Here is a 10,455-nt window from a genome sequence, read left to right on the forward strand (position 1 = left end):
AGCCAAATTTTCGAAATATCCATACGGGCAAAACACAAACGCGGACGAAAATAATCTACATGAGTTAAAGCAACCGCAAACAGCAAATAACACTCAAGCCCCCCCCCGTGAAATTTTAAAATACGTCCTTACTGCAAAGCAGACTAACTGGACTAAAAGCAGGCGGTATCTGCCAGGAAAGATAAAATTGTCACAAAAAAAGAGATACCTAAAAAAGTATCTCTTTTTCCAATGAATATATTTTGATGCTAGCCAGTCGCAATCACATTCTTACTACTTCCCAAATGGTTTTGCAATGTCGGATTCAATATGGTACATGTTTTGAGTAAATCACGTACAGGATATTTAGCCACCACATCTTCCAAAGCGGCCAAATGGCGTTCATGATGTGCGTCTGACCCCACAAAATCATACATCCCAGATTTAATCATCGTCAAAGCCGCCGACTTCACCTCAACACCATAATACCGACTGATAGACAACAAGTTAAGCTGCAGCATGCAACCGGCATCCTTAATCTGTTTATACATATTAAAGTTATAATGGTAATAATTATAACGTTCTGGATGCGCTAAAATAGGTTGATAACCGAGATTTTGTATATCCAATATCGTTTGAAATAACGCTTTGGATTCTTGTAAATAGGACATCTCTATAAGTACATATCCACCGGGCATAACACAGAGTTCATTTGATCCGATGAGATTCACGATCCCGTCATCAATCATATGTTCAGCCGCAGCATGAATTTCCGGCATATTAGGCAGCCCAACCATACCAGCTAGTAATTTGTCCTTAGCAGCATCAATCGTACGAATAGAATTTGGATGTACACCATCCATAATATGTGGTGTACAGATAAATTTCTCGAAGCCCATTCGGCCAAGCCCTTTCAACAACACTAATGATTGTTCAATTGATTGACTTCCATCATCTATTCCAGGAAGGATATGGTTATGCATATCCACCTCCAAGAAGGCCAATTTACCGACAACCTTTACTTTTGAATCCTGAGTTTTGTTTCCAAACAGTTTTGAAAATATCCCCATATCGTGATATATATATATCGTTTAGTTATTTTGTTTTCCCTGCGAATAATTAAACACCAAAAGTACGACAAACACAGTATACGATCTTAATATTATTTTAACATTATAAAAATATAACCATAATATTACAAAAGAAAACCAAACAATAGTGCAATAAAATTGTTCAGCGCCCTCCTTTAGTTACTTTTTATTTAATTCCGCCAAAATTTGATCGAGCAAATAACTGATCGCACCATCACTGGTCTGCGGCAATCTTGTCGACATTTCAACCTCAGCACGGTTACCAACCACACCTTTGGAAGTAATTGCGGTACTGCCATATTGATTGAGTTGCTCCAGCGTTGCTTCCCATTGTTTACCCGGCGTAACCCCCATTTCCTTTAACATTGTCGGTAACTTTTGTAGGTCAATAGCCGCAGACATCTTATTTTGCTTCATCAGTTTTACAAAGTCTTTATTTGCGGGAGCATTCATCTTATTCTGACGGATATCATTTAGAGACAATGAGTCATTACTGACCATTACCAAATCTTCTTTCAAAAGAACATACATTGGAAAATCCTTGGCTTTCTGTTTTGAAAACGCATAAATGTCGTCATAGACCTGCCCAACTTGCTTTGAAACAGCCATGTCCAAGCCTTTTTTTATCAGACGTTGATCCTTTGATGTGAACATCCAAATAAATACTGGAAGTGTTTCTTCCTTCGTCTTCTTCACTTCGGTTGCATTGTAATCATCGTCGTAGGTATAATCGATATAGTCTTTCTTAAACTTACGCAGACCGTTAACAACAACAAGATGGTCTCCAGGCATCACCTGAGCAATTGCCTTTTCATCTAGTGCTATTTCAAGCGCCATCAGTCCCCATTCGACAAGGTCCTGTTGAGGCCCCAATAAACCGCTATAATATTTTGCCATATAGGCAGGCATCTCTCTCAGATAAGCCTCCGAATTAATATTCACATTAAAAAACCCTAGTGTTTTATCCGTTAAATATTTACTGAACTTCGAATTAGGTTTTCGCGCATACATTCTTTTGGTCATCTCAGCAAGAGCCTTATCTAAACCCACAGATCCCTTTAATTTCAGCACATTTCCCTCTTGCACTAAATCCAATAGACCATCTTGATAACCAGTCTTGAACTTATCCAGTTTAATCCCCATGTAATAATAAGGAAGAGAGGTGGTATAAGGCATAAGACCACGGTACAGATCCTCTACATGAGGAACATACAATCGAATAAGCCTGAGATTCTTTAAAACCTTCTCCTGATCTGCAATTGACAAAGACTTATAACTCCCTGAAACCAAACGGGTAACTTCATTCAATAACCATTTATCACGTAAGCCGTTACGAATCGAATCGTTTTTCCGATTTTGATCTTCATAGGCCGTATAAAGCGAATCGTAGTAACTTGGATCATGCATTTCTGCCGCGTCAACCGCTGCAGCCGCAGCCGCAGCAATATCAACAACAGGTGGCAGTACTTCTGTAGCACCTACTATCGTATCAGGTTCCGCAGCTATAGCAACCGGTGGCGCCAATCTTTCATCTGCATCCCAGACTACGGCAGCAGAGTCCATTGCCGATACAGTCGTATCTGCCCAAGCATCTTCGTCATCAGCTGGACGCGCGACGTAGTCTACCTTTTTGATTCCATAACGACTAGCAATTGAATCATTGTCCAAAAAGGTGGTATTTGTCGTTGCCGAAACAAATCGAGCGATCCGATCGTTGTATACCAACATACTCCCCGCCTTGAGGCCTATGCTCGTATAGCCATTTGCAAATGCCTTGGGTTCACCCGCCTCATGAAGCAGTTTCTCAAATTGCCCCTTGTTATTCAAGGAAAATATAAATTCCGTAAAACTGATACTATCGGTTTTCCTGGTATAAAAATAGGCTGTCTGGGATAGGTCTACCCCCAAATTTTTAATATCATTGTTCGCTGAAATTCCCGATTTCTCAAAAAAACCAGTCTTCTGGAGTAACTCGTTCAGTTTATTTGCATTTGCTTTCTGCACAATGTCTTTCATATGGAAAGCTGCAATCATTTCTGCATCCTCGGGGATTTGTTTGATCAAGTCCTGCGCCTTTACAGTTGTCCCAAAAGACAAACAGGCTAATCCTAGCAGTATAAATTTTGATTTCATCGTATAATAATTTTTCAGCTACACCGAACCTACTCTATAGAAACGCTTTCAGCAACTAAATGAAGTCCCGGTTTCACCAATGTTATAGGTTATTTTGTTAATGTGATTTTATTTGCCAAGCTCGATTTACCATAGACCAAATCCATAAATGGTAGTTTTAGCAAGACCCCTTTCTTATTCCCGGCAACCTTTGCAAGACTGTTTGCCTGAGATACAACCGGTTTTTCAAAACGTACAATCTGCGTATAGAATGCGTCCGCAAACTGAGTTGTATTATCGTTTCCCAGTTGATTAAATTTTGCTTTCCAGTCAGCAGAAGTCACAAATTTGCGTTCAAATACATGGCTTTGTGCGTTATAATAATAGCGGTTTGAATTCGATATCTTCGTTTTAAACCGATTTGCCAATATATCCGAAAAGGCGTTCAAGGATTCTATCTGGCTGAAATCACAGGAGATATTAACGATATAATTGGTAAAATCTGTGCTGTACTGTACATTAGAAATTCCTTTAGTTTGTTTTAGTAATTGAACAGCAGATCGAATCTCTTTCTCCATGTCCGCTTGAGAAGGTATACGGATGCCTTTAATACTTTTCATTTTCATTAAAGAAGACACCTTGGTTTTACTTTTACTCAAATTTAATGTGGCGGCAATATGTCCGGAACCGTCTGATTTTAAGTCGATCTGCTCAACAAAATCAAAGCAGCTCGATGCCGTCAATACCATGACAACAGCACAGATAATCACATAAAATCTATTCAATTTTCCTTTTACTTTAAATACTTCTTCCATTACAACCTCGTAACGATTAATAATTTGTCAAATCAATATATGTTTTGACATGAACAGCAAACATTGTGCTATTTTTTTCCTATTGACAAATTTATTAGAAACGAGAATATATTTTACTACCTGATTTCAGGGAAAAATGAAGAAAATCAACACCTTCGTATTAATTTTTTCCAAAAGGAATTAAAAGCGTTACCCTAGTACTACACATAATAGCACAACAGCAACCTAAAACAAATGATTTTTAAACCAGTATGGAACACATACTGTTAAATATTTTATCAATTACCTATATTATTGTCTTAACAACTGTTTGAGATCTTTAAATATACTACAAGTGAGATACTATAAAACCGAAATAGTGCCTAAAATATCTATCTAAAGATCAATCCAATACAAACCTTATAACCGGGATTACTAAAAAGATCGCTGTAACTTCTAGTGAACTTAACTATTTTTGCCATCACTTTATCAATATACACTAGCTATTCATATGACGAACACGACCAAAGCGATACCGGATCAAAATATATTCCGGATAGCCTACATTATAATTGCATTGCTTACTTTTAACTCCTGTCAGAAAACGGAAACTAGAATTGACCGAGCGGCGGTGCAATTTACCCCTACTATTGTTGGTCAAATCAACACACAAACGACAGAGATTTCCTGGAATAAAAATGACCAAATCGGTGTATATATGTACAAAGCCGACCAACCTTTGGCAGCAATTTCGCTTATCGACCAGGTCAAAAATTACCCCTTCACTTTTAACGGTTCGGTTTTTCAAAGTAACAGCCCGGTTTTCCTACCGAATGAAAACGTGGACTTTATCGCCTATTATCCTTACAAATCACTGGCAGACTTTCAATATCCCATCAATATAAGTGACCAGTCCAACCCGGCAGCCTTAGACCTGATGTATGCAAACAATGCCAAAAACATCGGTAAAAACAACAATACAGTACCACTTATTTTTGTACGACAACTGAGCAAAGTCAACATTAAGCTATCCATAACCAATACAGCCGCATTGGAAGCCAATCAGATCATCGTAAAAATGCCAGCTATAAGCATCCAAGGAGGATTCGATTTGACAACAGGAAAATTGACTGTTAATTCAACCGAAAAAAAGGATGTGCAAAAAAAGGTATCACTAAATACCAATAAAACCGCCCGTATAGAATTTATGCTACTTCCTGGCGAAGATATCACAGGAAAGGCCATTAAGTTTATTGCCACTAATGGCGATACCTATACCTGGGCAATACCCCAAAATCGGGATTTAAAAAATCTACCAGCCGGAAGCCAATATAGCTTTGATATCAACATTGACAATGGAAAACTAAGTGGCGGGATTGGTGAATCACAAGCTTATCTGGAAATACCCAAAATGAGCAATCTCAGCAGTGATGAGGTATTTATACAACATTTTATGCCCGACGCAAGCGACAGCAGAAATTATGCGATGCTATATGACAAAAAGCTAAAAATGGCATATTGGGTTGCATACCCCTTATACAACAGTATGCTAGGGTCAGGCAACCGTACGGATGCCTGGGGTTACGATCCTGCCGTATCAACAGCATTTCAACCCAATCTATTTAAGGGATTTCAGCCAACAGGGTACGACAGAGGGCACCAATTGCCAAGTGCAGACAGAAATCTCAATATTGCTCAAAATAAAACAACATTTTATTTTACCAACATGACAGCACAGGTTTCACGACTTAACCAAGGTATTTGGGCAAACCTCGAAACGAAAGTCAGAACCTGGACTGCACAGTGTGACACAATGTATGTCGTAACTGGCGCAATACCTAAGACCAGCACTGAAAACAGCCTCGATTTTGCGCAGGACAACGATGGAAAAGATATTGCCAAACCAAAATACTATTTCAAAGCCTTGGCAATGAAAAAAGGAAACGAATATTATACCATTGGTTATAAGATTGACAATGTCATTCCACCTTCAGGAAGCACGTTCGAAAATTATAGGTTAACCGTAAGCGAACTGGAAAAAATAACTGGATTCACTTTTTTCCCCGATCTAAATGATACACAGAAAGGAAATATAAATACCTCCATTTGGAAATAATTAAACTCCATTTAATCTCACTATTCTACCATGGTTCAACCGCAATTTTTACTAGATTTATCAAATGAAACTTATCATATTTGATCTGGACGGAACACTGCTAGATACATTACAAGACCTGGGGGACAGCTGCAATGCTATTCTTGAACAGCATGGATATCCAACGCATCCACTCGTTGCTTATAAGAAATTTGTAGGCAATGGCGTACAGAAACTCATCGAAAGGGCATTGCCCGAAGAAGCACGAACGCCAGAGACGATTACAGTCTTACTTGGAGCTTTTAAAAGCTATTATGAACAAAAACCTGTATCGCATACACGGCCTTACCCGGGAATTGTATCGCAGCTTCAAGAATTGAAGTCTTTAGGTTACCTCATCTCCGTGGCGTCCAATAAATACCACGAGGCAGTCATCCCACTGATGCAACAATACTTCCCCGATATTCCATTTGACCTTGTCCTCGGCCATCGCGCTGGTCATCCAGCCAAACCCGATCCCGCAATCGTCCTAGATAGCCTCGAGACATTAGGTGTCAACAAACAAAATTGCCTGTATGTCGGTGATTCATCGGTCGATATGGATACGGCCAATAATGCCGGGGTAACAGCAATCGGTGTTACCTGGGGCTTTCGCGATGAAGACGAATTGAGACAACATGGGGCAAAATACATTATCCATACCCCAAGCGAGCTCCTCAATATTACAGCAACAACGCAGATATAACAGAAAAATGGCACTTTAACCGATAGCGATTTAAGTGCCGTTTTTATTGATCCATCCTAATGTCGTTGATTCGGTACCATTGCTATTGGCGATCCGATGAAATCAGGGAAATTTCCTATAATGTCCTGAGCCTACATTTTTGCATCCATTAGTTGCTCACGCTGTCCTTTTGGATGACCAAGCTTCATTTTTATAACAAAAGCCTTATTGGCAACAAATGTGTCTGGAAGTACAATATCATAGTACATATTCTTATCCAGGTCTATGCCGATTTCAGCTTGCTTTAAAACCAGGTTTGACCATTTTGAAGTAATGCTGCCGTTACCGGAACCGTTGTTGCATTCTTCGGTACAGCAATACGCACAATATTGTTGACGGGTCGATTAAAGACCGTAAGATAGAGATTGTCCTCTTTTTTTGTAAAATAACCCAATTTAGATGGCGCAAGCCCCGCATGCCTAACCCCATAAACAGCTTCACCATTAACTTTGATCCAGTCACCGATCTCTTTCGCCAGTTTATCCTCTCCCGAATGCATCCGACCATTTCCGTCCGGACCAAAATTCAATACGAAATTACCGTTCATTGATACACAGTTCATCAACATATCGATCAAATCGTCGGATGTCTTTGTATAAATACCCGACCAATCTTTCATGTAGCCCCAACCATTGGGAGGTATCGTCATGACGCAATCCCAATCACGTCCTTCCAACCATTCAAATTCTTTCGGCATTTTGCGTTCCCATCCTTGCTCATAATCCCCCAGCATATCGCCATTCGAATCGAAATGTCGTTTTCCAAATTCATCGTTTCGAAAACGGCTACCGATGATTAACCCCGGATGCTTCTCGCGGAGTTCCTTTTCCAGTTTATAGGTAAAGTCATAGGACTGAATCCAGGACTGATCCCAGGTACCATCAAACCAAAAACCTTTTATCTGGGAGTAATTTTGAAGAAGCTCCAATAATTGATTACGGGTATACTCTAAAAACTTGTTGAATTTTGCCTTTTCTTCCGGTGTAGAGGGCGCCTTTCCCATATAGTTTGAATTATTCCATTCCAAGATCGAAAAATACAAAAATACATCTATACCTTCGGCTGTGTAAGCGTCTACAACCTGTTTGACAATATCTTTTTTATATGGGCTTTTCTTAATGGTATAATCTGTGTATTTCCTTCGTTCTTCCCCGAAGAGTATGCCACAAAATTTCATGAGATCCACTGGGGGGTAATCGCTAAAAATCCGATTTTCTTAGGTTCCTATGTATGGAACATCTTTGATTTCGCAATACCAATTACCGGTCTTAATGTCAATCCCAGAAATTATAAAGGTCTGATTGCCTTTGACCGTAAATTGAAGAAAGATGGTTTTTATTGGTATAAAGCCAACTGGAGCAAAGAACCGGTGTTATATATCACGCAGCGACGTATGATCAACAGGGGTAATGAAATCACCCCTATCACCGTTTATTCGAACAGAGGAGAGCCAACATTGAACATCAATGGACAAACGATCAAAGGGGCCAAAATTGGCCAGACCAATGTACATTACATCTTCGAAAACGTGAAGCTAAAACGGGGGAAGAATACTGTTGAAGCAAAAGTAATCCAAAAAGACGGTAAGGTATTAACCGACACAATTGAATGGAACTATGCCCCCACATTTAAGCAAGGACCATCTGGACCAACAAAATCGAAAACAGAGCATGTAGGTTTATAATCACATTAGCAAAATAAGAGACAAAAAACGGGGGTAGCTTTTTGGCTACCCCTGTATTTTGTTTAAGGATATATCTACTGTCAGTTATAGTGATAATCATATCACTCTCCTTAATTTCAGAAAAGTATTAACCGATAAAAGCTGGTCGTTTACCGAGATTGTCTCGAGACTGGCCTAATGGGCATCGTATCCCTCTTATTTCCGCCCTATCTTTGAGTCATCAAATAAGAAATAAAAACATTAAAAATAAACATCATGGCAACTAAAACAACATTCAGCATCAACAGTAAAACAATTACTAAAGCTTTTCAAGATCTTTTTGATTCCTTCAAAAGCTCACGTTTAAAAGTTTCATCCAAGAATGGACAAGAATACTTAAATATCTCCTTGTTATTGGCTGTAATCATCGGAATTATTTTCCCTGTAGCTTTCATTGCACTGATTATTCTTAGCCTGATTGCACCTATTGAAATTGCAATCCTTCAAGAAGTAAAGGAAGAGCCTGCTAATCAAAAGATGATTGAGCTCAAATAAATAAAGCTTCTATACCTTATAAAGAGCTAGGGTTATCCAACGGTAGGATAGCCCTAGCTCTTCTCTTATTTCCTTTCTATCTTATCAAACGCTGTATTAGGGGACAAATTAAATGTAAAGTTCCCTTTTGAATCCACACCACCAGCACCTTTGACACGGGCTTTGATCTCATACTTCGATTGCGGGTTATAATTTGTTACTGTAAAATTGTAATAAAAAGGTTTGACCTTGTTGGTTCCTCTAAATTTATCCGCAAGTGCGTGATGTCCATCTTCTGCGATGACACGCCCGTCCTGCAGTAATTGTACAGCATCAATCTCCAGAAAATTCTTACCATCCACAAAGTGCTCAGCTTATAGCAAGAATTTCGTAAAATAAGCAGCGTAATAAATCAGCAAGCTTAGCATCCAATTGCTCGTCTGACTCGCCATTGCCGCCACCATAACGTCCGATAATAACGCCTTGTGGATCTATTAACACTTTTGTCGGTAACGAACTGACGCCATACCCCTGCGTTACATCTTTGCTACGATCAAAATTTGTCCCATCGAATTTTGCCCCACGTAAAACATGGTTCCAAATGCCAATTTCATCTTTTTCAACCGCCTTGTACCACTTTGCATGCTAACTATCATTATCCATAATAACAATAATGGCGGTCACTTGGTTTACAATGCCCCGTGACTATGGCACTACAGCATGCCAAATGTGACCAATAATGCTCCTAGCAATATACAAAAACCTCAGATACGAAAGTTTTGGAACAGGCGATGCTCTATACCAAAAGTGAGCAATAATACTTCTAGCAAGATACAAAACCTAGATACTGGAATTCTCGAAGAGAGGAAACGCCATACCGCTAGAACACAGTGATGGCTGCATGACCGCCTGCTATGGAAATGTACCATTACCACTGCGGGACAGTGACAGTTGTGAAACAGCTGCCGATTAATGGGGCTCACCGATGCCCCTGTGCTGTGATAACCAATAGGCGGAGGATAGGCAATAGCTTGTACATGGAATTACGGAAGTAGCTAAAACGAAGAAGCCCTTGGCTGTTTCCAGCAAGGGCTTCCGTGTAAAAAAAGGCACCGACCTACTCTCCCACCTGTTACGGCAATACCATCGGCTCTGGCGGGCTTGACTGCTCTGTTCGGAATGGGAAGAGGTAGACACCGCCGATATAGGCACCTAAAAATCTTTATTGGATGATCTATGATATTAATATCATGTGATTCATGCCAAATGACATATGTATTGAAAGAGGTTCGTTTCCTGTTTGTTTCTTAAAAATTAAAGAGGAAGACAACAGTGTTATCTGCTTGAGAAAGCTTCGGGCTATTAGTACCACTTGGCTTTGGTCTCTCAACCTTTACACCTAT

At 39.6% G+C, this 10,455-nt stretch carries 9 protein-coding genes and 1 rRNA gene; 4 read left to right on the forward strand and 6 right to left on the reverse strand.

The features are described from left to right. Positions 1-248: 248 nt before the first annotated feature. From IQ31_RS05160 to IQ31_RS05170, 3 genes are all read right to left on the reverse strand, one after another. Positions 249-1,049, reverse strand: a complete 801-nt coding sequence (locus tag IQ31_RS05160; protein ID WP_244294345.1) for a tyrosine-protein phosphatase — start codon at positions 1,047-1,049, stop codon at positions 249-251. Between the two features lie 180 nt (positions 1,050-1,229). After that, a complete protein-coding gene (locus tag IQ31_RS05165; protein ID WP_145327312.1) occupies positions 1,230-3,203 on the reverse strand; it encodes a hypothetical protein in 1,974 nt (657 codons plus the stop codon). Positions 3,204-3,292: 89 nt separating this feature from the next. Continuing rightward, the gene (locus IQ31_RS05170; protein ID WP_145327313.1) at positions 3,293-3,997 is read right to left on the reverse strand and encodes a hypothetical protein; all 705 of its coding nucleotides are present in this window, start codon (positions 3,995-3,997) and stop codon (positions 3,293-3,295) included. 490 nt (positions 3,998-4,487) lie between these two features. On the opposite strand from IQ31_RS05170, the gene IQ31_RS05175 reads away from it, so the two are divergent. Beyond that, on the forward strand, positions 4,488-6,092 hold the full coding sequence (locus IQ31_RS05175) for a DNA/RNA non-specific endonuclease (protein WP_145327315.1): 1,605 nt from the start codon (positions 4,488-4,490) through the stop codon (positions 6,090-6,092). A gap of 64 nt (positions 6,093-6,156) precedes the next feature. Then, positions 6,157-6,816 (forward strand): HAD family hydrolase, encoded by a 660-nt coding sequence (locus IQ31_RS05180; RefSeq protein WP_145327317.1) that lies wholly within the window; start codon positions 6,157-6,159, stop codon positions 6,814-6,816. Positions 6,817-7,099: 283 nt separating this feature from the next. Here the strand turns inward: IQ31_RS05180 and IQ31_RS05185 are convergent, their stop codons facing one another. Next, the gene (locus IQ31_RS05185; protein ID WP_244294346.1) at positions 7,100-8,032 is read right to left on the reverse strand and encodes an alpha-L-fucosidase; all 933 of its coding nucleotides are present in this window, start codon (positions 8,030-8,032) and stop codon (positions 7,100-7,102) included. A 141-nt stretch (positions 8,033-8,173) separates the two neighbouring features. Between IQ31_RS05185 and IQ31_RS05190 the strand changes: the two genes are divergently transcribed. Both IQ31_RS05190 and IQ31_RS05195 read left to right on the forward strand, forming a co-directional pair. Next, positions 8,174-8,539, forward strand: coding sequence for a hypothetical protein (locus IQ31_RS05190; protein WP_145327319.1), 366 nt, complete (start codon positions 8,174-8,176; stop codon positions 8,537-8,539). A 255-nt stretch (positions 8,540-8,794) separates the two neighbouring features. Then, positions 8,795-9,073: a DUF4342 domain-containing protein gene (locus tag IQ31_RS05195; protein ID WP_145327320.1), complete on the forward strand. Its 279-nt coding sequence runs from the start codon at positions 8,795-8,797 to the stop codon at positions 9,071-9,073. A 65-nt stretch (positions 9,074-9,138) separates the two neighbouring features. Here the strand turns inward: IQ31_RS05195 and IQ31_RS05200 are convergent, their stop codons facing one another. Both IQ31_RS05200 and rrf read right to left on the reverse strand, forming a co-directional pair. Next, positions 9,139-9,414 carry a hypothetical protein gene (locus IQ31_RS05200; protein ID WP_208734116.1) on the reverse strand — a complete coding sequence of 92 codons (276 nt, stop codon included), beginning with the start codon at positions 9,412-9,414 and terminating at the stop codon, positions 9,139-9,141. Positions 9,415-10,156: 742 nt separating this feature from the next. After that, positions 10,157-10,268, reverse strand: a 5S ribosomal RNA gene (gene rrf / locus IQ31_RS05205). Positions 10,269-10,455 lie beyond the last annotated feature (187 nt).

Source organism: Sphingobacterium siyangense (genome assembly GCF_007830445.1).
GTDB lineage: Bacteria > Bacteroidota > Bacteroidia > Sphingobacteriales > Sphingobacteriaceae > Sphingobacterium > Sphingobacterium siyangense.

Excerpts from the sequence above, each read along its gene's own strand:
- IQ31_RS05185 (WP_244294346.1), bottom strand. The coding sequence starts at position 8,032 with ATGAAATTTTGTGGCATACTCTTCGGGGAAGAACGAAGGAAATACACA.
- IQ31_RS05180 (WP_145327317.1), top strand. The coding sequence starts at position 6,157 with ATGAAACTTATCATATTTGATCTGGACGGAACACTGCTAGATACATTA.
- IQ31_RS05195 (WP_145327320.1), top strand. The coding sequence starts at position 8,795 with ATGGCAACTAAAACAACATTCAGCATCAACAGTAAAACAATTACTAAA.
- IQ31_RS05160 (WP_244294345.1), bottom strand. The coding sequence starts at position 1,049 with ATGGGGATATTTTCAAAACTGTTTGGAAACAAAACTCAGGATTCAAAA.
- IQ31_RS05170 (WP_145327313.1), bottom strand. The coding sequence starts at position 3,997 with ATGGAAGAAGTATTTAAAGTAAAAGGAAAATTGAATAGATTTTATGTG.
- IQ31_RS05165 (WP_145327312.1), bottom strand. The coding sequence starts at position 3,203 with ATGAAATCAAAATTTATACTGCTAGGATTAGCCTGTTTGTCTTTTGGG.
- IQ31_RS05175 (WP_145327315.1), top strand. The coding sequence starts at position 4,488 with ATGACGAACACGACCAAAGCGATACCGGATCAAAATATATTCCGGATA.